General features: G+C 74.1%; 20 protein-coding genes. 6 read left to right on the top strand and 14 right to left on the bottom strand.

Translation table 11 applies throughout. The annotated features are described in order from the left end of the window. Complete coding sequence (locus K8Z61_RS13380) at window positions 1-987, bottom strand: NADPH:quinone oxidoreductase family protein (RefSeq protein ID WP_224130338.1); 987 nt, start codon at window positions 985-987, stop codon at window positions 1-3. 103 nt (window positions 988-1,090) lie between these two features. Here K8Z61_RS13380 and K8Z61_RS13385 point away from each other — a divergent pair, with 103 nt between their 5' ends. Next, window positions 1,091-1,918, top strand: a complete 828-nt coding sequence (locus K8Z61_RS13385) for an alpha/beta hydrolase fold domain-containing protein (RefSeq protein ID WP_224130340.1) — start codon at window positions 1,091-1,093, stop codon at window positions 1,916-1,918. A 10-nt stretch (window positions 1,919-1,928) separates the two neighbouring features. Here K8Z61_RS13385 and K8Z61_RS13390 read toward each other — a convergent pair whose 3' ends face one another. From K8Z61_RS13390 to K8Z61_RS19360, 4 genes are all read right to left on the bottom strand, one after another. After that, window positions 1,929-3,194 (bottom strand): M15 family metallopeptidase, encoded by a 1,266-nt coding sequence (locus tag K8Z61_RS13390; protein ID WP_224130342.1) that lies wholly within the window; start codon window positions 3,192-3,194, stop codon window positions 1,929-1,931. Between the two features lie 84 nt (window positions 3,195-3,278). Continuing rightward, window positions 3,279-3,854: a TetR/AcrR family transcriptional regulator gene (locus K8Z61_RS13395; RefSeq protein ID WP_224130344.1), complete on the bottom strand. Its 576-nt coding sequence runs from the start codon at window positions 3,852-3,854 to the stop codon at window positions 3,279-3,281. 69 nt (window positions 3,855-3,923) lie between these two features. Further along, window positions 3,924-4,121: a ferredoxin gene (locus tag K8Z61_RS13400; protein WP_224130346.1), complete on the bottom strand. Its 198-nt coding sequence runs from the start codon at window positions 4,119-4,121 to the stop codon at window positions 3,924-3,926. Then, the gene (locus K8Z61_RS19360; RefSeq protein WP_308116780.1) at window positions 4,121-5,593 is read right to left on the bottom strand and encodes a fatty acid desaturase; all 1,473 of its coding nucleotides are present in this window, start codon (window positions 5,591-5,593) and stop codon (window positions 4,121-4,123) included. The genes K8Z61_RS13400 and K8Z61_RS19360 overlap by 1 nt, the downstream gene beginning before the upstream one ends. 140 nt (window positions 5,594-5,733) lie before the next feature. Between K8Z61_RS19360 and ppgK the strand changes: the two genes are divergently transcribed. Then, window positions 5,734-6,507, top strand: coding sequence for a polyphosphate--glucose phosphotransferase (ppgK, locus tag K8Z61_RS13415; RefSeq protein ID WP_224130348.1), 774 nt, complete (start codon window positions 5,734-5,736; stop codon window positions 6,505-6,507). 24 nt (window positions 6,508-6,531) lie between these two features. Here ppgK and K8Z61_RS13420 read toward each other — a convergent pair whose 3' ends face one another. Next, window positions 6,532-7,917: an NAD-dependent malic enzyme gene (locus K8Z61_RS13420; protein WP_224130350.1), complete on the bottom strand. Its 1,386-nt coding sequence runs from the start codon at window positions 7,915-7,917 to the stop codon at window positions 6,532-6,534. Window positions 7,918-8,061: 144 nt separating this feature from the next. Between K8Z61_RS13420 and K8Z61_RS13425 the strand changes: the two genes are divergently transcribed. Both K8Z61_RS13425 and K8Z61_RS13430 read left to right on the top strand, forming a co-directional pair. Beyond that, a complete protein-coding gene (locus tag K8Z61_RS13425; RefSeq protein WP_224130351.1) occupies window positions 8,062-8,670 on the top strand; it encodes a TetR/AcrR family transcriptional regulator in 609 nt (202 codons plus the stop codon). Window positions 8,671-8,733: 63 nt separating this feature from the next. After that, window positions 8,734-11,076, top strand: a complete 2,343-nt coding sequence (locus K8Z61_RS13430; RefSeq protein WP_224130352.1) for an MMPL family transporter — start codon at window positions 8,734-8,736, stop codon at window positions 11,074-11,076. A gap of 63 nt (window positions 11,077-11,139) precedes the next feature. Here the strand turns inward: K8Z61_RS13430 and K8Z61_RS13435 are convergent, their stop codons facing one another. From K8Z61_RS13435 to K8Z61_RS13445, 3 genes are all read right to left on the bottom strand, one after another. Next, a complete protein-coding gene (locus K8Z61_RS13435) occupies window positions 11,140-11,643 on the bottom strand; it encodes a CoxG family protein (protein WP_224130353.1) in 504 nt (167 codons plus the stop codon). 27 nt (window positions 11,644-11,670) lie between these two features. Continuing rightward, window positions 11,671-12,153 (bottom strand): glutathione peroxidase, encoded by a 483-nt coding sequence (locus K8Z61_RS13440; RefSeq protein WP_224130354.1) that lies wholly within the window; start codon window positions 12,151-12,153, stop codon window positions 11,671-11,673. 65 nt (window positions 12,154-12,218) lie between these two features. Further along, on the bottom strand, window positions 12,219-13,220 hold the full coding sequence (locus K8Z61_RS13445; protein WP_224130355.1) for an SDR family NAD(P)-dependent oxidoreductase: 1,002 nt from the start codon (window positions 13,218-13,220) through the stop codon (window positions 12,219-12,221). A 103-nt stretch (window positions 13,221-13,323) separates the two neighbouring features. Here K8Z61_RS13445 and K8Z61_RS13450 point away from each other — a divergent pair, with 103 nt between their 5' ends. Next, window positions 13,324-14,370: a PP2C family protein-serine/threonine phosphatase gene (locus K8Z61_RS13450; RefSeq protein WP_224130356.1), complete on the top strand. Its 1,047-nt coding sequence runs from the start codon at window positions 13,324-13,326 to the stop codon at window positions 14,368-14,370. Continuing rightward, window positions 14,367-15,152 carry a 2-keto-4-pentenoate hydratase gene (locus K8Z61_RS13455; protein WP_224130357.1) on the top strand — a complete coding sequence of 262 codons (786 nt, stop codon included), beginning with the start codon at window positions 14,367-14,369 and terminating at the stop codon, window positions 15,150-15,152. The genes K8Z61_RS13450 and K8Z61_RS13455 overlap by 4 nt, the downstream gene beginning before the upstream one ends. Window positions 15,153-15,201: 49 nt before the next feature. Here K8Z61_RS13455 and K8Z61_RS13460 read toward each other — a convergent pair whose 3' ends face one another. The 5 genes from K8Z61_RS13460 to K8Z61_RS13480 form a co-directional block, all read right to left on the bottom strand. Beyond that, complete coding sequence (locus K8Z61_RS13460) at window positions 15,202-15,786, bottom strand: DUF2867 domain-containing protein (RefSeq protein ID WP_224130358.1); 585 nt, start codon at window positions 15,784-15,786, stop codon at window positions 15,202-15,204. A 52-nt stretch (window positions 15,787-15,838) separates the two neighbouring features. Next, a complete protein-coding gene (locus K8Z61_RS19365; protein WP_224130359.1) occupies window positions 15,839-17,035 on the bottom strand; it encodes an acyl-CoA dehydrogenase family protein in 1,197 nt (398 codons plus the stop codon). 136 nt (window positions 17,036-17,171) lie between these two features. Further along, window positions 17,172-18,059, bottom strand: a complete 888-nt coding sequence (locus K8Z61_RS13470; RefSeq protein ID WP_224130361.1) for an NAD(P)-dependent oxidoreductase — start codon at window positions 18,057-18,059, stop codon at window positions 17,172-17,174. Window positions 18,060-18,189: 130 nt separating this feature from the next. Then, window positions 18,190-19,242 (bottom strand): glycosyltransferase family 2 protein, encoded by a 1,053-nt coding sequence (locus K8Z61_RS13475; protein WP_224130363.1) that lies wholly within the window; start codon window positions 19,240-19,242, stop codon window positions 18,190-18,192. Beyond that, window positions 19,232-21,448 (bottom strand): glycosyltransferase family 4 protein, encoded by a 2,217-nt coding sequence (locus K8Z61_RS13480; protein ID WP_224130365.1) that lies wholly within the window; start codon window positions 21,446-21,448, stop codon window positions 19,232-19,234. Before K8Z61_RS13480 ends, K8Z61_RS13475 begins: the two co-directional genes overlap by 11 nt. Between the last annotated feature and the right edge of the window lies 1 nt (window position 21,449).

Consider the following 21,449-nt stretch of genomic DNA (forward strand, 5'->3'; position numbering starts at 1 on the left):
TCAGGATCGGACGTGGACGACGGACTTGCCGAGCGCGCGCCGCTCGTCGAGGTCGACGAGGGCCTGCCCGAACTCCTCCAGCGGGTAGGTGCGGCCGACGGGCGGCTTGACGACGCCGCTGGCCATCATCGGCTCGAGCTCGGCCCACTGGGCGTGCATGTAGCCGGGGCGGCGCATCGCGTACTCGCCCCAGCCGACGCCGCGCACGTCGGTGTTGTTCAGCAGCAGTCGGTTGACCTTGACCTCGGGGATGCCCTGGCCGGCGGCGAACCCGACGACCAGCAGGCGGCCCTGCGGGGCCAGCGAGCGCAGGGAGTCGAGGAAGACCTCGCCGCCCACGACGTCCATGACGACGTCGACGCCGCGGCCCCCGGTGAGCTCCTTGACGGCCTCGCGGAACCCCTCGACGCGGACGACCTCGTCGGCCCCGGCGTCCCGCGCGACCTGCGCCTTCTCGTCGGTGGAGACCACCGCGATCGTCCGGGCGCCGTAGCCCTTCGCGACCTGCACGGTGGCGGTGCCGACGCCGCCGGCGGCGCCGTGCACGAGCACCGTCTCGCCCTCGCGCAGCGAGCCGCGCTCGGCCAGCGCGAACTGGGCGGTGAGGTAGTTCATCGGCAGCGCCGCGCCCTCGTCGAAGGTGATCGAGTCGGGCAGCGGGAAGGTGAAGATGCCGGGGCTGGCGACCAGCTCGCCCGCGCCGCCGTAGGCGCCGACGCCGGCCACCCGGGTGCCGACGGAGAGCCGCTCGGTGCTCGGGTGCTCGAGGTCGCCGCCGACGACGACGCCGGCGAAGTCGACGCCGAGGGTGAACGGCGGCTCGGGCCGCAGCTGGTACTCGCCCTTGCTCAGCAGCAGGTCGGGGAAGGAGATGCCGACGCTGTGCACCTCCACGAGCACCTCCCCCGGCCCGGGCGTCGGCTCGGGGACGTCCTGGACGACGACGTCGCGGGGTCCGGTGGTCGTGACGACCTGCACTGCGCGCATGGTGGCCACCGTAGCCGCCGGGGCGGGGCGCGGCGGGCGGGGCATCCGGGGAGGCCCGCGGCGCCGAACCCGACGCGTGCGCCCCTCCGACCGCCTCCAGGCCATGACCATGCACGCCCTCGCCCGGTTCACCGTGCGCTACGGCGCGGAGCTGCGGTTCGCCGGGCAGGACCTCCCGCGTCCGCGCCGCGAGCGGGTGCCGACCCGGTACGGCGCGGTGCCGGTCGACGTCTACTCCCCGCCCGCCGGCAGCCCCGGGGCGGGCGAGCGGGCGCACGTGCACTTCCACGGCGGCGCGTGGCTGATGCGCTACCCGCGGATGGACGACTGGTGGTGCCGCTACCTGGCCGCGACGGCCGGCGTCGAGGTGTGGAACGTCGACTTCCGCACCGGCCCGTACGTCGCGTACCCGGTGGCCCAGCACGAGTGCCACGACGTCGCCAGCGTGGTGGCGCGACGGCGTGCCGCCGTGTCGGTCGGCGGATTCTCCTCCGGCGGCGGGCTGGCGGCGTCGGTGTGCCTGCAGGCGCGGGACGCGGGCTCGTTCACCCCCCGGCTGCAGGTGCTGGGCGTCCCGGCGCTCGACCTCGCCACCGACGTGCCGGCCGCCCCCGGCATGATCTCGCCGTCGCTGCGCGCGCTCGTGCGCCGCGTCTACTTCCCCGACCCGGCCACCCGCGCGCACCCCTACGCCTCGCCGGTGCTCGCCCCCGACCTCGCCGGCCTGCCGCCGGCCGTCGTCCTGACCGCCGAGCGCGACACCCTGCGGCGCGACGGCGACGCCTACGCGCGCCGCCTCGCCGAGGCCGGCGTCGAGGTCGTGCACGACGTGACGCCGGGCGTCGACCACTACTTCCTGACCGAGGACCCCACGCGCGCCCGCACGACGATGGCGATGGTCGCCGGCGAGGTCGCACGTCGCCTGGCCTGAACGGGCCGGCTCAGCGGGGCGCGACCAGCCGCGCGAGCTCGAAGTGCATGGGGTCGGTGTAGTTCCAGTCGCCTCCCCAGGCGAAGCCCCACTTCTTGAAGATCGCGACGACGCCGCGGTCGATCTGGCCGACGGTGCCGCGCTGGTTGCCCGGCACGTTGACGTCGAAGGCCAGGCCGAAGGAGTGGTTGGAGAGCGTCGTGGTTCCGGCGATGAACCGCGGGTAGTAGCAGCCGGCGTACTGGCCGGGGAAGATCTTCGAGGCGAGGCCGACCTGCTGGATCTCCAGGAGCGCCGCGCGCAACTGCGGGAAGATCTTCGTGTTGCAGGTCATCCGGCCGATGATCGGCATCGTCTCGGTGCCGATGTGCGAGGCCACCCACGCGGGCGCGGGGGCGATGCGCCCGCCGCCGAGCACGCTGTAGGTGAAGCTGCCGACCGCGTCGGCCACCGAGCCGACGACGAACGCGGTCTGGGTGGCGCCGGGGTCGAGGCCGTAGCGCGCCACCGCGTCGAGACCCTGGACGGACGCCCCGGCGGGCGCGAGCCGGCGGATCTGGCCGCGCACCTTCGTCGGCGAGGCGATGCCAGTCGAGACCACCACCGCGTTGCCGGCGGGCATCCGCAGGTCACGGCCCCAGGACTCGTTGACGACCAGGTCGATCGACGGCACCTGGGGCGCGTACGCGCCGACGTGCAGCCGCGCGTCGGAGTCGTCGTTGCCGAGCCGCAGGTAGCCCTCGCGGTCGATCGGCAGGGTCTTCCGCAGCCCCGGCAGGGCGGCGATCTCGCCGCCGGCCACGCGCCGCCACACCGACTGCGCCTGCGCCGAGGCCTGCGGCGTCAGCCGGCGGTACGACGCGGCGTCGACCGCGGCCAGGGTCAGCGCGCGGTTCTCGATGCTGACCTTCGCGATCGAGAGCGACGTGACGCTCTGGACGCCCTTCAGCCCGCGGATCCGCTCGAGCAGCCGGGGCGTGAGCGGACGGTCGTCGACGAGCAGCACGTCGGCCGTGCGCAGCGGCAGCCGCAGCGGGCCGGGATCGGCCACTGCGTGGGCGGCGCCGGGGGACGCCGGCGCCGAGGCCCCCGGGGACGCCGGGCCCGCGGCGGGAGACGCCGACCCGGACGGGCTCGCGGCCACGGCCGAGGGGTCGGCCGCCGGCGCGTCGGACGCGCGTCCGCCGCAGCCCCCGAGCGCCGGCACCGCCAGCAGGGTCGCGGTCAGCAGCGCGACGGATCGTCCGGCACGCCGAGTGCGCCCGAGATGCGGCACGGCGGTTCCTCCCCTGGTCCGCGACTGTGGTCGAGGTCACCAGGGTAGGCGGCCTCCGGGCATCGCGCCCATCGGACGGCGCGCTCAGTCCAGGTCGAGGACCTTCGCGGCGACGAACGAGACGGACTCGGCGGTGTCGTCCGGCGCGGCGCTCGGCGCCATGACGTGCGAGAGCACGACCCGCACCACCATGTCGATCATCGCCTCGACCTGCGCGGGGGCGAGGGAGAGCTGGTAGGGCGCGACCCGGGCCGCGATGACCTGCTTGGCGGTCTCGAGCAGCGACTGCGCGTGCGTGGTCAGCAGCGGCAGGAGCTCGGTGTCGGCGCCGTGGGTGGCCGAGACCACCGCGTGCAGCAGGGGGTTGTCGGAGGCGTGCACGAGCACGTCGTGCGCGGAGGCTCGGATCGCCGCCACGAGGTCGCCGGAGTGCCGGTCGAAGGCGGCGTCGACGACGCCCATGAACCGCTCGAGCTCGGCGAGGATCATCGCCTCGGCCAGCCCGGCCTTGGTGCCGACCTCGTTGTAGACGGTCTGCCGGCTGACGCCGACCACCTCGGCCAGCCGCGCCATGGTGACGCCCGACCAGCCGACCTCGGTGGTGAGCGCGACGCCGGCGTCGACGATGCGCTCGCGCGTCGAGGCCTGACGGGTGCTCACCCCCTGAGTCTAAGGACCGAGGGGAGGCGAGCGCCCGTCAGGCCGGGACGCGTGCGTGCGGGCAGGGGCTCAGCCCTCGAGCCGCAGCGCGAGCACCGGGCACGCCTGCACGGCGGCGTTGACGTGGGCCCGGTCGGCCTCGTCGGGGTGCTCGTTGAGGATGTGCATCTGCTCGTCGTCGTCCAGCTCGAAGTAGTCGCTGGCCATCGCCTCGCACATGCCGAGGCCCTCGCAGGTGTCGTAGTCGGCGACGATGCGCATGCCCATCAGGAGACCTCCACGTTGTTCAGCGGGACGAAGTCGACCTTCTCGCGAACGCCGCAGTCGGGGCAGCACCAGTCGTCGGGGATCTCCGACCAGGCGGTGCCGGCCGCGAAGCCCTCGAGCTCGTTGCCGACCTCGACCTCGTAGGTGTAGCCGCAGCCCGGGCAGCGGGCGGCGAGCACCTCGTCGGCCACCGCGCCGGGGGTGACGTCCTCGCGCACCGGACCGACCGCGGCGGCCCGCTCGGCCTCGAGCGCCGCCAGGTGCGGGGCGTACTTGGCGATCAGCCGCTCCCGCTTGCGGGGCATGAGGTTCGCGCGGCTGATGTCGCCGTCGAAGTGGTCGAGCACCCGTCGGTCCATGACGCGGCGGAACAGCGGCGGGACGAGCGCGAGCACGATCATGCCGGCGTAGCCGGTCGGCAGCACCGGGCTCTCCTCGAAGTCGCGCAGGGTCTGGTAGCGCCGGGTCGGGTTGGCGTGGTGGTCGCTGTGGCGCTGCAGGTGGTAGAGCAGCACGTTGGTGGCGATGTTGTTGGAGTTCCACGAGTGCGAGGGGTCGACGCGCTCGTAGCGCTGGCGCTCGCCGCTGCCGACCTTCTGCCGCAGCATCCCGTAGTGCTCCATGAAGTTGACGACCTCGAGCAGCGAGAAGCCGATGACGGCCTGCAGCACCAGGAACGGGGCGATGCCGACGCCGAGCCACACCATCAGCGCCCCCCAGAGCACGGCGGTCATCAGCCAGGCGTTGAGCACGTCGTTGCCCAGGTGGAAGGGGTGGGTGTGCTTGCGGGCGTACCGCTTCTGCTCCAGGTGCCACGCGCTCTTGAGGGAGCCGAGGACGGTGCGCGGCCAGAACTGGTAGAAGTTCTCGCCCATCCGGCTCGAGGCGGGGTCCTCCGGCGTCGCGACCCGCACGTGGTGGCCGCGGTTGTGCTCGATGTAGAAGTGGCCGTAGGCGACCTGCGCGAGGGCGATCTTGGCCAGCCAGCGCTCGTTCTCCTCGCGCTTGTGGCCGAGCTCGTGCGCGGTGTTGATGCCGATGCCGCCGATGGTGCCGATGGAGGCCGCCAGGCCGATCTTGCCGAGCAGCGTCAGGTCGCCGAGGCCGCCGCCGTCGGTGGCGATCAGCCACATCGCGGTGACGAAGCCCGCGTACTGGATCGGCAGGAACAGATACGTGATCCAGCGGTAGTACCTGTCGTTCTCGAGCTGCTCGATGACGTCGTCCGGCGGGTTGGAGCGGTCGAGGCCGGCGACGAGGTCGATCGCCGGCACGACGCCCAGCACGATGATCGGGCCGAGCCACAGCAGGGCCGTCCAGCCGGTGGCCGCCCAGAGGCCGATGGCGGCGAACGCCAGCGACGGCACGACGAGGCCGATCAGCCAGAGGTAGCGCTTCTTGTCCTTCCACCGCTCGGTGGAGCCGGCGGGCACCGTCGAGTTCGGGATGCCGGCGCTCGGAGTCGCGGTCATGGGGATTCCTCCTGGGGTGACGGCCGTCACCGGCCGGGTTGACAGAACCATAGGGAATGTCAAACGCGTTGACAACCCCCCTTGATTTGTAAAGTCACCCGGGTGTGGACGGCGACCCGCGGGTCGGTGAGGGTGGCGCGGTGAGCGACAGCCAGACCAGCCGCGCGTTCGGCATCGACATCGGCGGCACCGGCATCAAGGGCGCGCCGGTCGACCTCGAGGCGGGCGACTTCGCCGCCGAGCGCGTCCGCATCCCCACCCCGCAGCCCGCCACCCCGGAGGCGATCGGCGACGTCGTCGTCGAGCTGCTCGGCGAGTTCGAGGGCGACGACGCCGCCCCGGGCGCGCCGATCGGCATCACCGTGCCGGGCGTCGTCTCGCACGGCGTCGTCCGCTCGGCCGCGAACATCGACGAGTCGTGGCTCGGCACCGACGCCGACGCGCTCTTCTCCAACCTCACCGGACGCCGGGTGCACGCCGTCAACGACGCCGACGCCGCCGGCCTGGCCGAGGCCCGCTACGGCGCCGCCCGCGGGCGCGGCGGCCTGGTGATCGTCACGACCCTCGGCACCGGCATCGGCTCGGCGCTGCTGCTCGACGGGGTGCTCGTGCCGAACACCGAGCTCGGCCACCTCGAGGTCGAGGGTCACCACGCGGAGACCTGGGCGGCCAACAGCGCCCGCGAGCGCAAGGACCTCTCGATGGAGGAGTGGGCCGAGCGGCTCACGGTCTACTACGGCACGCTCGAGCGGCTGTTCTCCCCCGAGCTGATCGTGGTCGGCGGCGGCATCAGCAAGCGCTCCGACGAGTTCCTGCCGCTGATCGACATCGGCACCACGATCGTGCCCGCCCGGCTGCGCAACCGCGCCGGCGTCGTCGGCGCCGCGGTCTACGCGTCCGAGCGCGCAGGCTGACGGGACCTGTCGCAGCCTGCGATCTCAGCCGCCGGCGGCGTCCCGGATGGCGGCGGCGACGGCGCCGGGCACGTCGGGGTGGAAGACCGACGGGATGATGAAGCTCGGGTTGAGCTCGTCGTCGCCGACCACCAGCGCGATCGCCTCGGCCGCCCGCAGCAGCATCTCGACGGTGACGTCGCTGGCCCGCGCGTCGAGCAGACCGCGGAAGACGCCGGGGAAGGCCAGCACGTTGTTGATCTGGTTCGGGTAGTCCGAGCGGCCGCTGGCCACCACGGCGGCGTACCGGGCGGCCTCGGCGGGATCGACCTCCGGATCGGGGTTGGCCAGGGCGAAGACGACGGCGTCGTCGGCCATCTCGCCGATCCACGCGGGCTCGAGGATCCCCGGCGCGCTGACGCCGATGAACACGTCGGCGCCCACCAGCACGTCGTGCAGCGAGCCGGTGACCCGACGCGGGTTGGTGGCCGCGGCGAGCTCGCGGTGCGCCGGGGGCAACGTGTCGTCGTCGGCCGAGAGCGCGCCGGCCCGGTCGACCACCACCACGTCGACGGCGCCCGCCGCGAGCAGCAGGGTGACGATGGCGGTGCCGGCCGCGCCGCCGCCGGAGACGACGACCCGCACGTCGGCCAGCCGCTTGCGCACGACCCGCAGCGCGTTGGTCAGCGCCGCCAGGACGACGATCGCCGTGCCGTGCTGGTCGTCGTGGAAGACCGGGATGTCGAGGCTCTCGCGCAGCCGCCGCTCGATCTCGAAGCAGCGCGGCGCGGCGATGTCCTCCAGGTTGATGCCGCCGAACCCGGGCGCGATCAGCTCGACGGCCCGGACGATCTCGTCGGCGTCCTGGGAGTCCAGGCAGATCGGCCAGGCGTCGATGTCGGCGAACCGCTTGAACAGCGCGGCCTTGCCCTCCATGACCGGCAGCGCGGCGCCGGGGCCGATGTTGCCCAGGCCCAGCACGGCCGAGCCGTCGGTGACGACGGCGACGGAGTTGCCCTTGATCGTCAGCCGCGGGACGTCCTCGGGGTGCTCGGCCAGCGCCCGGCTGACCCGGCCGACGCCCGGGGTGTAGGCCATCGAGAGGTCGTCGCGGTTCTTCAGCGGCACCTTCGAGCCCACCTCGATCTTGCCGCCGATGTGCAGCAGGAAGGTGCGGTCGCTGACCTTGTAGACCTCGACGCCGTCGAGCGCGTCGACGGCCACCTCGAGCTCGTGGGCGTGGTCGGCGTCGCCGGCCGAGCAGGTGACGTCGACGACCAGCCGGGCGTTGCTCGACTCCGCGACGTCGATGGCGGTGACGATGCCGCCGGCCTGCGCGATCGTCGTGGCCACCGCCCCGACGACGCCGTGGTCGGGCGCCGTGTGCAGGCGCATGGTGATCGAGTAGCTCGAGGCGGTCGCGCGGTTCATCCCGCCAGCGTCCGGCCCGGGCTCGGTTACCGGCAAGTCCGACGCGCGTCCGCGCACCACCCGCACGGAGGGCCCTGCGGGACGACGCGGGTGACCGTCGTCACGATTCTGCACTCCTTGAACGACAGTGCAATACTGCACTCCATGTCCATCAGTGCAATGACCGGCCCGATCACGGGGCGCGAGGCGAAGAAGGCGGCGACCCTGCGTCGCATCCAGCTGCGCGCCCTCGAGCTCACCCGCGACCGCGGCCTCGACGGCTGGACGATGGACGAGCTCGCCGACGCTGCGGAGGTCTCGCGGCGCACGCTGTTCAACTACGTGCCCGGCAAGGTCGACGCCGTCATCGGCTCGGTGCCCGAGATCCCGGACGCCGCGCTCGCCACCTTCGTCGGCGGCGGGCCGCACGGCGTGCTCCTCGACGACGTCGGCGAGCTCGCGCTGCACCTGCTGGACGACGAGGACTTCACGCCCGACCTCGTCGACCTGCGCATGCAGGTCGCCACCGCCACGCCGCGCCTGATGCTCGTCGCGCACGAGCGGTTCCAGGAGGTGCTCACCCAGATGAGCGGCCACATCCTGGCCCGCGAGGGGAAGGAGTTCGGCGAGCACCGCGCCGCGCTCCTCGTGCGCCTGTGCGTCGCGTTCTTCGACGTCGCCCTGCAGCAGTTCTCCCAGGACCCGCACGAGGCCCCGCTCTCGCAGCGCTTCCTCGACGCGCTCGCCACCGGCCGCGAGCTGCTCGGCCCCTGACGTCACGCACCACCCCGCACCACCCGGCAGCACCCATCCCGTCCCACGAGAGAGACCACCACCATGGCCACCTTCCTCTACCGCCTCGGCCGCGGCGCCTACCGGCGCTGGCCGCTCGCGCTCGCCTCCTGGCTGGTCGCGATCATCGCCGTCGGCGTCGTCGCCGCCGGCTTCGGCAAGCCGATGACCGACGCGTTCACCATCCCGGGCATCCCCTCGGAGAAGGCGGCCGACCTGCAGTCCGAGCTCTACCCCGACGCGGTCGACGCCTTCGACCAGGCCGGCGTCACCGTCGTCGTCCGCGCCCCCGAGGGCCAGACGCTGCGCGACGCCGGCCCCGAGCAGGCCGTCACCGACCTGGTCGGCCGGCTCAAGGCGCTGCCCCAGCTGAGCCGCGAGGGCCGCCAGGCCATCGTGGGCCCGGTCCAGGCCGCGGACGGGCAGCGCCAGCAGGCGCTGAAGGGCGCGCGGCAGGCGGGCACGCCGCAGGCCACGGTCGAGCGGAACCTGGAGGCCACCTCCCCGCTCTCGCAGGACGCCCGCACCGGCCTGATCACCTTCGCCTGGGACGTCGCCACCCCGGCCGACGTGCAGGCCGACACCATCGACGCCCTCGACGCCGCGCTCGCCTCGGCCCGCACCGACGGGCTCACCGCCGAGGCCAACGGCACCGGCTCGAAGGTGCAGGCCGCGGTCGACGGCACGTCCGAGCTCATCGGCATCGGCGTCGCCCTGGTCGTGCTGCTGCTGACCTTCGGCTCGCTGGTGGCCGCCGGCCTGCCGATCCTGATCGCGCTGGTCGGCGTCGGGCTCGGCGTCTCGGGCATCACCGCCTCGACGCTGCTCTTCGACATCGGCTCGACCACGCCGATCCTCGCGACGATGATCGGCCTGGCCGTCGGCATCGACTACACGCTCTTCATCCTGGCCCGCTACCGCGCGGAGCTCGAGCGCACCGACGACCGCGAGGACGCCATCGGCGTCGCGGTCGGCACGGCCGGCTCCGCGGTGGTCTTCGCCGGCCTCACCGTGCTCATCGCGCTGGCCGCGCTGTCGATCGTCCGCATCCCGTTCCTCACCGCGATGGGCCTGGCCGCGGCCGGCACCGTCCTGGTGGCCGTGCTCGTCGCGCTCACCCTGCTGCCGGCGATCCTCGGCATCCTGAAGTCGAAGGCGTTCGCCGGCCGCGTCCGCCGCACCGGCGGCACCCGCGACGCGGACGGCCGGCTGCTCAACAACGGCGTTCGCTGGGCCCGGCTCGTCGGCCGCGCGCCGGTGGCCGCGGTGCTGCTCGTCGTGGTCGCGCTCGGCGCGCTGGCCATCCCGGCCAAGGGCCTGCACCTGGCCTTCCCGAGCGACTCCACCGCCTCCAGCGACACCACCCAGCGCAAGGCGTCCGACCTGATCACCGACGCGTTCGGCCCGGGCCGCGACGGCCCGCTGCTGGTGGTCGTCGACGCCCGCGCGCTCCCCGAGGCCGATCGTCAGGCCGCCTTCGGGCAGGTCGTGGAGTGGGCCGCCGGCCAGCAGGGCGTCGCCAACGCCCAGCTGACCCTGCCCTCGCCGGACGGCGCCGGCCAGCAGGTGCTGATCACGCCGTCCTCCGGACCCGACGACACCGCCACCGAGCAGCTGCTGCGCGACCTGCGCGACGGCCAGGCCGGCATCGAGCAGCGCACCGGCACGACGATCGGCGTCACCGGCCTCACCGCCATCACCACCGACGTCTCCGACCGGCTCGCCGGCGCCCTGCCGATCTACCTCGCCGTGGTCATCGGCCTGGCGTTCGTGCTGCTCATGGTCGTCTTCCGCTCGGTGCTCGTGCCGCTGACCGCCACCCTGGGCTTCCTGCTCTCGGTGCTGGCCACGCTCGGTGCGACGGTCGCGGTCTTCCAGGAGGGCGCCTTCGGCCTGATGGAGGGGCAGCCGATCGTCAGCTTCATGCCGATCTTCCTGATCGGCGTGGTGTTCGGCCTGGCGATGGACTATCAGGTGTTCCTGGTGACCCGCATCCGCGAGGCGCACGTGCACGGCATGAGCACGCGCGAGGCCGTCGTCGACGGCTTCCGCAACAGCGCGCGGGTCGTCGCGGCCGCCGCGACCATCATGACCGCGGTGTTCTCCGCCTTCATGCTGCAGAGCGACCCGATCGTGAAGTCGATGGGCTTCGCGCTGGCCGTGGCCGTCGTCTTCGACGCCTTCGTCGTCCGGATGGTGCTCATCCCGGCGCTGCTGCAGCTGCTCGGCGAGCGGGCCTGGTGGCTGCCGCGCTGGCTCGACCGGCTGCTGCCGAACGTCGACGTCGAGGGCGAGTCGCTGCAGCGGCCGGGCGCCTCGACCGACCGCGAGCTGGACGAGGAGCTGCGCACCCTCGGCGGCGACGCCGAGCACGCCGGCAGCCGCTGACCGACGCAGCACCGCGGCCCGGCCCGTCCTCGACGGGCCGGGCCGCGGTGCGTCCGGGTGGGCCTAGGCGGCCGAGCCGGGCGGGAGGCCGAGCTCGCGCAGCAGGTTGGCGGCGAACCGGTCGCCCATCTGCGCGATGACGCCGCGCATCGTGGTCTCGACCGTGCGTCGCGCGAGCCCCGGCAGCGGGAGCTCCACGGTGATGTCGAGGCCCGTGGCCAGGGCGGTGCGCTCGGTGCCGTCGGCAGCCGGCTCGAGGGCGGTGAGCTCGTACCAGCCGGTGACGCCCGCCCGCTCGGTGACGCCCGCCGGCGGCTCGTGGTGGAACTCCAGCCGCTCTGGCGGCGTCAGCTCCATCCGCTCGGTGAAGGTGGGCGCGATGTCGAGCCCGGCGACCTTCAGCCCGCTCATCTCCCACCGCCAGTGGTGCTCGTCGACGGCCTCGATCGTCCGCAGGAACGGGACGAGGGAGGCCAGCCGCGGCGGGTCGGTGAGGACCGCCCAGATCGCCTCGCGCGGGGCGTCGACGACGGCGTGGGCCTCACGCGAGGCGGTGAAGGCGGTCATGGCGGGCTCCTGACGAGCTACCCGACGTCAGGCGGCGAGCGCCTTCTCGATGTCGGAGGCGATCTTCTCGGGCTTCGTGGTGGGCGAGTAGCGACCGATGACCTGGCCGTCCTTGCCGAGGAGGAACTTGGTGAAGTTCCACTTGATCTTGCCGCCGAGCAGGCCGCTCTTCTCCTTGCGCAGCCACGCGAAGAGCGGGTGGGCGCCGTCGCCGTTGACCTCGATCTTCGAGAACAGCGGGAAGGTGACGCCGAAGTTGCGCTCGCAGAAGCCGGCGATCTCGGCGTCGTCGCCGGGCTCCTGGTGACCGAACTGGTCGCAGGGGAAGCCGAGCACCGCGAAGCCGCGGGCGGAGTACTGGTCGTGCAGCTGCTGCAGGCCCTGGTACTGCGGGGTGAAGCCGCACTTCGACGCGGTGTTGACGACCAGGACGACCTGGCCGAGGTAGTCGCCGAGGTCGACCGGGCGGCCGTCGATCGAGGTGGCGGAGAAGTCCTGAAGGGAGGTCATGCCCCCCAGCCTGCCAAACCGGTGGTCGCCGGTGGTACTGGGTGGCGCGACGAGGCGTCGACGTCTCAGCGGGCGGCGGCCAGCCCCACGCCCGTGGCCTCCTCGACGTACGCCAGCAGCCGGCGGACGTCCTGGGGGTCGTGGCCGCGCTCCCAGCCGAAGGTCGTGGGCCGCTGGCGGCGGTCGTGCCAGAAGTGGCCGGCGCGCGAGGCGGGCCGGGTCGCGAGCAGCCACACCGCGGTGTCGGCGCCGTCGGCCGGGGTGCGCAGCAGCGGGCGCAGCACCCGCTCGAAGGCCGGCAGGTGCTCGGTGACGCCGGGGGTCGCGGCCCAGCCCGGGTGCATGCTCTCGATCCGCAGGTCGTCGCCGCCGACCGCCCGCGCCCACGCGTCCGCGAGCACGACCTGCATGCGCTTGGTGCGCGCGTAGGCCTGGACGCCGTCGTACTCGCCCTCGGCGTACTGGAGGTCGTCGCGGCCGTCGACGTGCAGCCGGGCGCCGTACATGCCGCCCGAGCTCATCCAGACCACGCTCGCGGCGCCGGAGGCCCGCAGCGCGTCGAGCAGCAGCGAGGTCATCAGGTGGGGGCCGAGCACGTGCACCGCGAGCGACATCTCGTGGCCCTGCGGGCTCTCCTGCCGCTGCGGCGGCATGACGCCGGCGTTGTGCAGGAGGCCGTGGACGGCGGGCACCCGGTCGCGGAGGCCGCGAGCCCAGCGCTCGACGGCGGCGAGGTCGCCGACGTCGCAGACCTCCTCGACGATCTCGGAGTGCGGGTGCGCCTCGCGCAGCGAGCGCGCGGTGGCCTCGACCTTGCCCGGGTTGCGGCCCAGCACGTGCACCGAGGCGCCGAGGGCGAGCAGGCCGTCCGCCGCGGCCGTCCCGAGACCGGAGGTCGCGCCCGTGACGACGTACCGCCGTCCCTGCAGGGAGCCGGGCTGCGGGTCGGCGGGCCACCAGCGACGGCGCAGGCGACTGCCGACCCGGCTGTAGCCGAGGAGGACGGTGCGGTCGAGCGCACCGTCGAGCAGCGCGTCGAGCGAGCGGGTGGAGCGGCTCCGAGCCATGCCCCGACTGTAGGGGGCGCCGCCGCATGAGGGTCCTCTCATCGGGGTGCCCGATCGACGCGAGCGCCGGACGCCGCGCCACCCCGGCTGGCAGACTTCGCCCGTGCCCGCCGCCTGTCGAGTCCCGCCTGCCCTGCAGGCGTGCCTGACCACGGGCGTCCTGGCCGGTCTGAGCCTGCTCGTGGTGCTGGTGGCCATCGACGTCGAGGCCTTCCGGCTGGCCGGCGCGTTCAGCGCCGCCGCGCTGCTCACCTCGGTGATCGGACGCTGGCGCGAGACCGCCGGCATCGCGGTCGCGAGCGTGGTCGTCGCGCTGCTCAGCGGCGCCTGGCACGACTACACCGGCACCGCCGAGTGGTGGCTGCGGGTGGGCGTGTGCACCCTGATCGCCGTGCTGGCCGTCGTCGGCTCCTACGTGCGCGACCAGCGCGAGGACCGCCTCAAGCGGATGACCGTCATCGCCGAGACCGCCCAGCGCGCGGTGCTCCGCTCCACCCCCAGCGCGGTCGGCTCGGTGGGCGTCGCGAGCCGCTACGTCTCGGCCAGCGCCGAGGCCCTCGTCGGCGGCGACCTCTACGAGGTGGCCGAGACCCCGCACGGGGTGCGGGTGATCGTGGGCGACGTGCGCGGCAAGGGCCTGCCGGCCGTCCAGACCGCGAGCGCCGTGCTCGGCGCCTTCCGCACCGCCGCGTTCACCGAGCCCGACCTGTGCCGGCTGGCGCGGATGATCGACGTCGTCGTCGAGCAGGAGCCCGACGACGAGGAGTTCGTCACCGCGGTCGTGGCGGAGTTCCAGGGTGACTCGGTGCGCCTGGTCAACTGCGGGCACCACGCGCCGCTGCTGGTCAGCGACGGCGCGGTCGAGGCGCTCGACGACGGCGACGTCACCGTGCCGCTGGGCCTCGGCAGCGACCCGACCGCCAGCGTGCACGCCTGGCCGCGGGGCGCCCGCATGCTGTTCTTCACCGACGGCCTGGTCGAGCACCGCGACCGCGCGGGCCGCTTCTTCGATCTCGACGCCTACGCGCCGTCGCTGGGCCAGGGCGATCTCGAGCAGGCGCTCGACCGGCTCGTCGCCCGGCTGCTCGGGCACAGCCGGCGCGCGCTGTGCGACGACCTCGCCCTCGTGCTGGCCGAGAACCGGGCGTGAGCGGCGCGCCGGATCCCGCGCGGGCGGCTGCCGTCCTCGCCGACGCCCGGCGATCGGGGCGGCTGCTGCGGCCCTTCACCGACGACCACCCGGCCCTGGACGACGCCTGGGCGTACGCCGTGCAGGACGCCGACCGGCGCGCCCGCGTCGCCGCCGGCGAGCGGGTGGTCGGCGCCAAGCTGGGGCTGACGTCGCGGGCCAAGCAGGAGCGGATGGGCGTCGACCGGCCGATCGTCGGGTTCCTGACCGACGCGATGCTGCTCGGGGTCGAGGACGTCCCGGCCCGGCTGGCGGGCTGGACGCAGCCGCGGATCGAGCCCGAGATCGTCGTCCGCACCGCCGTCGACCTCGCCGGCGAGCCCCTCCACCTGCGCGGCGTCGTGGCCGAGGTCGGGCTGGCCGCCGAGGTGATCGACTCGCGCTTCGAGGGCTACCGCTTCCGCCTGCCCGACGTCGTCGCCGACGACACCAGCGCGGCGGGCGTCGTGCTCGACCCCGTGACGGCGCCGCTGCGTCCACCGGGCGATCTCGACCTCGCCGCGCTCGCCTGCACCGTCGAGGTCGACGGCGCGATCGTGCACCGCGCGACCGGCGCCGCGATCCTTGGCGAGCCGCTGCGGGCGCTGGGCCACCTGCTCGCGCACCTGGAGTCGCGCGGCGAGGTGCTGCCGGCGGGCTCGCTGGTGCTCCTCGGCGCGCTCACCGACGCCGTCCCGCTGGTGGCCGGCTCGTCGTACCGACTGGCGATCGAGGGACTCGGCGAGCTCGCCGTCGCGCCCTGACGCGGGTCGAGGCGCCCGGCCGGCGTGGCATCGCGCCGGCTCGAGCGACTCAGCCTCTGGTCCCCTCGCGACGCCCCTCGCGACGCTCCTCCCGGCGCCGGGCCCGGCGCTGCTCGCGGGTGGGGTCGTGCCGCAGCTCGCGCAGCAGCCGGCGGTGCACCAGCTCGATGACGGTCTCGCGGGCCGGCAGGTCGGCGGTCAGGTAGGCCAGGCCGAGCAGGCCGTCGGGGTCGAGCCGGACGATCTGCTCGACGCGGGTGCGGTCGTCGTCGAGCGGCACCACGCGGGTGACGAGGGTGACCGTGCCCGGCGCCCGGACGATCGCCCGCAGCGCCAGCTCGCCGCGCAGCCGCAGGCCGGGGGGCCGGACGGCGTCGACGTGCCAGAGGCCGACGCGGTCGCCCGCGACCAGCGGGAACGGCGCGGCCGGCGGGATGATCCGCCCCTCGCCGCCCACGGCGCGGTCGAGCAGCCCGCGCACGACCAGCGGCAGCGCGTCGACGTACCACGCGCTCGGGCCGACCTCCGACACCGTGCGCCACACCTCGGCGGCCGGCAGCGGGAGGGCGGTGACGCGGGCGCTGGTGCGGGCGGTCGGGAGCGGACGCGGCAGGGAGGGACGGGGGACGCGCATGCCGCCGAGCCTAGGAGGCACGGCGGCATGCGGCGGGTGCGTCGGGGTGGGCTCAGATCATCGGGCGCATGTACCCCGGCGCCTCGACGTCGATCATCGACAGCGAGGAGGCGTGGTAGACCAGCCCGGGCACGTGGATGGCATGGGTGAGGCCCATGTGGATGTCGCGCCAGAACCGCTGCAGCGGGTGCGACATGCGCATGCCGTTGCCGCCGGAGCGGGCGACGATCTCGTCGACGGCCCGCACCGCACGCCACGCGGCGGCGACCTGGTTGCGGCGCGAGAGCGAGCGCTCGCCGAACTCGAACTCCTTGCCCTGCGCGACGGCGTCGTACATCTGGCTGACGCCGTCGAGCAGCGTCACCCGGGAGGCGTGGATCTCGGCCGCGGCGTCGGCGACGGCGTACATGACGTAGGGGTCGTCCTTGACCTTGCGGCCGGTGATCTGGACGCGGGTGCGCTGGTAGGCGAGGTGGTGGGCCAGGGCGCCCTCGGCCATGCCGATGACCGCGGAGGTGATGCCCAGCGGGAAGATCGCCGAGAACGGCATCTGGTACGTCGGGCTCTCCAGCCCGCGGCTGCGCCAGGCCGAGCCGTCGACCAGCGAGGTGTAGGTGATGGTGCGGTACTCGGGGATGATCGCCTTGTCGACGATCACGTCCTTGCTGCCGGTGCCCTTGAGGCCGACGACGTCCCACGAGTCGTCGACGATCGTGTAGTCGCTGCGCGGCAGCAGCACGTGGATCAGCTGCGGCGGGTCGAGCAGGGGGACCCCGTTCTCGTCGCCGAGCAGCGCGCCGAGGAAGACCCAGTCGCAGTGGTCGGTGCCGGACGAGAACTGCCAGCGGCCGGAGAACTCGTAGGTGCCGTCGCCGAGCGGCTTCAGCACGCCCATCGGCGCGTACGGCGAGCCGACCCAGACCTCGTGGTCCTGGCCCCACACCTCGTCCTGGACCTTCGGGTCCATGAACGCCATCTCCCAGGGGTGGACGCCGACGATGCCGCAGATCCAGCCGGTGGCGCCGTCGAGGGACGCGGCCTTCATCGTCGCCTCGGCCCACTCGCGCGGGTGCGACTCGTAGCCGCCGTACTGCGCGGGCTGGAGCATCTTGATGACGCCCGCGTCACGGAGGATCTTGGCGGCGCGGTCGTCGAGGCGCCCGAGCTCCTCGTTGACGGGCCCGAGCGAGGCGATCTCCTCGGCGTGCTCCTCGAGCTTCGCGAGGACCTCGGCTGCGGTACGGGTCACGGTGCATCAACCTCTCGGGGCGGGCGCAGAACTAGAACTCGTTCTACATTCTGCCCGACGAGGGGCCGATCCGCCAAGGGAGTGGTCCGGACCACCCCCTCGGCGGTCGCCGTCCGGCGCCGCCGGCGCGCCCCGCTCAGGCCCCCTGCGGACTGCTGGCGGCGTGCGCGGCGGCCATGTCGTGGGCGCCGAGCCCGGCCTCGGACGCCCGCTGCAGCCGGTCGCGTGCCGCGGCGAGGCCGTCGACCCGTCGTCCCCCGGCCTCGGCCGCGGCGACGATCAGCCGGGCGTCCTTCGCCGCGGTGTCGACGCCGAAGCTCGCCTCCTCCGTGCGATCCTCGAGGATCAGCGCGGTCTTGGCCCGCAGGTAGGGCAGGTCGAGCGGCCCGCCGCCGATCGCCTCCAGGAACGCCGAGGGCTCCACGCCCAGCGCCTCCGCGACCGCGACGGTCTCGCCGGCGGCGTTGTTGATCGCCAGCACCCAGCTGTTCGCGACCAGCTTGAGCCGGGTCGCGGCGGCCGACGCGGCGTCGTCGCCCACCCACTGCGTCCGGGCGCCGACGGCGTCCAGCACGGGCGCGAGGGCGTCCCGACCCTGCTCTGGACCCGCGGCGAGGACGACCAGGTTGCCAGCCTCGGCCGGCTCGCGGGTGCCGAGCACGGGGGCGTCGTAGAGGACGAGGTCGTGGCTCGCCGCGATGTCGGCCAGGCCGGGCAGCTCGTCGGGGCCGACGGTCGTGCACTGCAGCCACCGAGCGCCGGGCGCCGTCGCGGGGCCGGCCTGGGCCAGCACGTCGCGCACGGCCGCGCCGTCGTGCAGCATCGTGACGACGACGTCCGCCCCGCTCACCGCCTCCTCGACGCTCGCGCACACCCGCGCCCCCGCCTCGGCGAGCGGCTCGGCGCCGGACGGCGTGCGGTTCCAGACGCGGACGGGGAGGTCGGCGCGGCACAGGCTGCGGGCCATCGCCGCGCCCATGATGCCGGTGCCGAGGACGGCGACGGTCGGAGTGGTCTCGCTCATGCCGCCAGCCTGGCACGCGGTGGGCGCGGCTCGATCACCCCTTGTAACGCGGAGTCCCGTCAACTGACCACCACTCCTGAGGGCTGGTCAGTTCACGGGACTCCGCGTTACGTGCGAGCTGCGGCCAGGCTCAGCGGGCGCGCTGGGCCCGAGGCACCGACCGCAGGAAGCCGCTGCCCCAGGCGAGGTGCATGGTGACGATGACGACCGGCAGCCACAGCCGCGCCCGGCCGCTGAGGCCGCGACCCTCGCGCAGGCTCACCGCGACGACGCCGAGGGCGTAGACGAGGGGCACCGCGAGGCCGAGGGTCAGCCAGCCGAGCGGGCCGGCGCCCAGCGCGGCGCCGAGCAGGCCGACGAGGCCCAGCAGCACGCCGACGCCGATCGCCAGGGTGACGACGGGGGCGGCGAGGTAGCGGAAGGACGCGGTGTCGGGGTAGGCGGCGATGATCTGCCGGCGCCAGCGCCCCGAGCCGTGGAACTGGGTGGCCAGCGCCCGCAGGTCGCGGCGCGGTCGGTAGGTGACGGCGAGGTCGGGCGAGAACCAGATCGTGTGGCCGGCCTTGCGGATGCGGTAGTTCAGCTCCCAGTCCTGCGCGCGGGTGAACTGCTCGTCGTAGCCGCCCAGAGCGGTGAGCACGTCGCGCCGGAACGCGCCGAGGTAGACGGTGTCGGCCGGGCCGGCCTGGCCCCCGACGTGGAACTTCGCGCCGCCGATGCCGTAGGGCGACGACATCGCCACCGCGACTGCGTGCCCGAAGTCGGTCTCGCCCTCGACGTGCATGAGCCCGCCGACGTTGGCCGCCCCGGTGGTCTCCAGCAGGGCGACGACGTCGCGCACGTAGCCGTCCGGCAGCAGCCCGTGGGCGTCGACGCGCACCACGTACGCGTGGCTGGACGCGCCGATCGCGGCGTTGAGGGCGTGCGGGGTGCGTCCGGTGGGGTTGTCGACGACCCGGATGCGCGGGTCGTCGGCGGCCAGCCCGGCGGCGATCTCGGCGGTGCGGTCGCGGCTGGGGCCGACGGCGAGCACGACCTCCATCGGGCCGTCGTAGGCCTGGTCGAGCACCCGCTGCACCGACTGCGCCAGGTAGCGCTCCTCGTTGAGCACCGGCATCACCACCGACACCGGCGGCGCGGGCCGCGCGCCGTGCTCCTGGGCGTCGGGAGCGTCAGCGGCCACGGGCGTGCTCGGCGATGATCGCGTCGTAGTTCGTCGCGAGGATGTCGACCAGCTGGTGCCAGTCGCGCTCGCGGCGCACCCAGTCGCGGGCCTCGCCGCCGAGACGGGCGCGCAGGTCGGGGTCGTCGATCAGGGTGTTCAGCACCCGCGCCAGGTCGGTGGCCGAGCCCTTCTCGAAGACCAGGCCCGTCACGCCGTCCTGCACGATCTCGGTGAGCGCCGCCACCGAGGAGACGATCACCGCGCGGCCCATCGCCATCGACTCGAACGGCTTGATCGGCGAGATCAGCTCGCACACCGGCAGCGGACGCCGCGGGAACGGCGTGATGTCGAAGAGCGAGAGGTACCGGCTGACCTCCTCGTGCGGCACGCGGCCGGTGAAGGTGACCAGGTCGTGCAGCTGCAGCCGCTCCGCGGTGGCGTGGACGACGGACTGGTACGGGCCATCGCCGACGACGACGAGGTGGAAGTCGGGCGTCTCCGAGCCGGACGCGGCACGGCGGGCGACCCGCAGCTCCGCGACCGCCTCGAGCAGCAGGTCGAGGCCCTCGTAGTCGACCATGCCGCCGGCGTAGCCGATGACGGTCTTGCCCTGCAGTCCGAGCTCGGCCTGCAGCTCGAGGTCCTTCGGACGCGGCTCGAAGCGGTGGGTGTGCACGCCGTTCGGCAGCACGACGAGGTTCTCCTCCGGGACGCCGCGGGCGGCCATCTCCTTGCGCAGCGCCTCGGTGATGACGAAGACCTTCGCCGCGCCGAGGCACGACTGCAGCTCGACCTCGTCGAGGAACCGCTGCCGGTCGCTCGCCCCGAAGCCGGGGTCGCGCGAGATCTTCATCAGGTCTTCCAGGCCGCGCATCTCGTAGACGTACGGCACGCCGAGCCGGGCCGCGGCCTCGCGGGTGGCCAGGCCGTTGACGTAGAAGCTGGACGACTGCAGCAGCGCCGGGCGGTGGCGCCGGGCGTGGGCGACGATCGCGTCGGCGTACTTCCCGACGTAGCGCGTCAGGGGGTACTGCGGGTACGGGCCGGGCGCCTCGACCTCGATGGTGCGGTGGTAGCGGATGCCGTCGACGTCGTCGTAGGGCTCGACGACGCGCTGGTCGCTGGTGCTCCACCGGTCGTAGGGGAACCCGAGGCGGGTGACGCCCTCGACGTCGAAGCCGTGCGCGGCCAGGCCGGTCATCAGGCCGTGGGTGCGGGTGGCGTAGCCGCCGGAGAGGTGCGGCAGCGACTGCGCGAGCATCGCCAGGACGGCCTTGGGACGCGGCTCGTACGCCGGGCTGGTGCGCGGCGTGGCGGCCTGCCAGCCGTCGCGGACGACGGCCAGCTGGTCGGTGGCGTTCTCCCAGGTGGCGCGGGCGTAGCGGTCGTCGGGGTGGCGCGCGAGGGCCTCGCCGGCGAGCCGCTGGGCCGGGCCGGTGTAGCCGGCGGTGAGCGCCCGGGCCGCGGCCCGGCGCAGCTCCAGGGCGGGCTCGCGACGCGCCGAGATGGCGATCGTGTCGGCGATCTGCCGCTCGGCGAAGTCCGCCAGCCGGCTCCACTCGCGACGCTGGTCGAGGGCGCGCGCGATCGGCGCCAGCGGACGGCGCAGCCGCTCGCCCACCTCCTCGACGAGGGCGTCGAGCTCGGCGGCGTCGGCCGCCACGAGCTCCTGCTCGGCGAGGGTCTCGTCGAGGTCCTCCTCGTAGCCGGTGAGACCCCACCGCGCGAGGTTGGCCTCGAACCGGCGGACGTCGGCCTCGCCGGCCGAGCGGAGCGCCTCGATGGTCGCGAGGATCTCGCGCTTGTTGCGCGGTCGCGCGTCGATCAGGGCGTGCAGCGCGGCGTCGGCCTCGGCGGCGTCGGTGCCGGCGCTGGCCAGGCGGTGGTGGGCGAGTCGGGCGTCGAAGGTGTCGCCGGCGCGCACGGCGCGACGGGCGGCGTCGAGCGCGCCCGCGCGGTCGCCCGTGGCCTCGTGCACCTCGGCGGCCACGACCCACGCCCGCGGGATGGCGTCGTCACGCTCGAGCAGCGGCTGCAGCAGCGCGAGCGCGCCGGCGGGGTCCTTGCCCTGCACCAGGCGACGACGGGCCTCGGCCACGTGCGCGCGCTCGACGATCTCCTGCACCTTCGCGGGCCCGCGGTCAGCCGGGACCCGCACCGAGGCGGTGGCGACCTGGCGGCGCAGCTTCTGCTTGACGCGGGTGCGAGCGGACTTGCCGGCCATG

The organism is Nocardioides sp. TRM66260-LWL (genome assembly GCF_020075545.1).
In the GTDB taxonomy this organism is placed as follows: Bacteria; Actinomycetota; Actinomycetes; order Propionibacteriales; family Nocardioidaceae; genus Nocardioides.

Excerpts from the sequence above, each read along its gene's own strand:
- K8Z61_RS13380 (WP_224130338.1), bottom strand. The coding sequence starts at position 987 with ATGCGCGCAGTGCAGGTCGTCACGACCACCGGACCCCGCGACGTCGTC.
- K8Z61_RS13385 (WP_224130340.1), top strand. The coding sequence starts at position 1,091 with ATGACCATGCACGCCCTCGCCCGGTTCACCGTGCGCTACGGCGCGGAG.
- K8Z61_RS13400 (WP_224130346.1), bottom strand. The coding sequence starts at position 4,121 with ATGGGCATGCGCATCGTCGCCGACTACGACACCTGCGAGGGCCTCGGC.
- K8Z61_RS19360 (WP_308116780.1), bottom strand. The coding sequence starts at position 5,593 with ATGACCGCGACTCCGAGCGCCGGCATCCCGAACTCGACGGTGCCCGCC.
- K8Z61_RS13420 (WP_224130350.1), bottom strand. The coding sequence starts at position 7,917 with ATGAACCGCGCGACCGCCTCGAGCTACTCGATCACCATGCGCCTGCAC.
- K8Z61_RS13425 (WP_224130351.1), top strand. The coding sequence starts at position 8,062 with ATGTCCATCAGTGCAATGACCGGCCCGATCACGGGGCGCGAGGCGAAG.
- K8Z61_RS13430 (WP_224130352.1), top strand. The coding sequence starts at position 8,734 with ATGGCCACCTTCCTCTACCGCCTCGGCCGCGGCGCCTACCGGCGCTGG.
- K8Z61_RS13435 (WP_224130353.1), bottom strand. The coding sequence starts at position 11,643 with ATGACCGCCTTCACCGCCTCGCGTGAGGCCCACGCCGTCGTCGACGCC.
- K8Z61_RS13440 (WP_224130354.1), bottom strand. The coding sequence starts at position 12,153 with ATGACCTCCCTTCAGGACTTCTCCGCCACCTCGATCGACGGCCGCCCG.
- K8Z61_RS13445 (WP_224130355.1), bottom strand. The coding sequence starts at position 13,220 with ATGGCTCGGAGCCGCTCCACCCGCTCGCTCGACGCGCTGCTCGACGGT.
- K8Z61_RS13460 (WP_224130358.1), bottom strand. The coding sequence starts at position 15,786 with ATGCGCGTCCCCCGTCCCTCCCTGCCGCGTCCGCTCCCGACCGCCCGC.
- K8Z61_RS13470 (WP_224130361.1), bottom strand. The coding sequence starts at position 18,059 with ATGAGCGAGACCACTCCGACCGTCGCCGTCCTCGGCACCGGCATCATG.
- K8Z61_RS13480 (WP_224130365.1), bottom strand. The coding sequence starts at position 21,448 with ATGGCCGGCAAGTCCGCTCGCACCCGCGTCAAGCAGAAGCTGCGCCGC.